Here is a 697-nt window from a genome sequence, read left to right as displayed (position 1 = left end):
CCCCTTTTGCTGATGGAGCTGCACATGAACCCATTCAAAGGCCGGCATTTTCAGCGTGACATCATTCTGTGGGCCGTACGCTGGTACTGCAAATACGGCATCAGTTACCGTGAGCTGCAGGAGATGCTGGCTGAACGCGGAGTGAATGTCGATCACTCCACGATTTACCGCTGGGTTCAGCGTTATGCGCCTGAAATGGAAAAACGGCTGCGCTGGTACTGGCGTAACCCTTCCGATCTTTGCCCGTGGCACATGGATGAAACCTACGTGAAGGTCAATGGCCGCTGGGCGTATCTGTACCGGGCCGTCGACAGCCGGGGCCGCACTGTCGATTTTTATCTCTCCTCCCGTCGTAACAGCAAAGCTGCATACCGGTTTCTGGGTAAAATCCTCAACAACGTGAAGAAGTGGCAGATCCCGCGATTCATCAACACGGATAAAGCGCCCGCCTATGGTCGCGCGCTTGCTCTGCTCAAACGCGAAGGCCGGTGCCCGTCTGACGTTGAACACCGACAGATTAAGTACCGGAACAACGTGATTGAATGCGATCATGGCAAACTGAAACGGATAATCGGCGCCACGCTGGGATTTAAATCCATGAAGACGGCTTACGCCACCATCAAAGGTATTGAGGTGATGCGTGCACTACGCAAAGGCCAGGCCTCAGCATTTTATTATGGTGATCCCCTGGGCGAAA

1 protein-coding gene is annotated in these 697 nt (G+C 53.9%); it reads left to right on the top strand.

All coding sequences use genetic code 11. The features are described 5' to 3' along the window. Window positions 1-24: 24 nt before the first annotated feature. Window positions 25-697: IS6-like element IS26 family transposase (locus LZP96_RS23955; RefSeq protein WP_029780794.1), on the top strand; the 673-nt coding region annotated here is incomplete at its 3' end.

Origin of the sequence: Huaxiibacter chinensis, from assembly GCF_022171985.1 — a bacterium.
In the GTDB taxonomy this organism is placed as follows: domain Bacteria; phylum Pseudomonadota; class Gammaproteobacteria; order Enterobacterales; family Enterobacteriaceae; genus Enterobacter; species Enterobacter chinensis_A.
The sequence above is the reverse complement of the archived record's forward strand: the minus strand, read 5'-3'. Positions and strand labels throughout refer to the sequence as shown.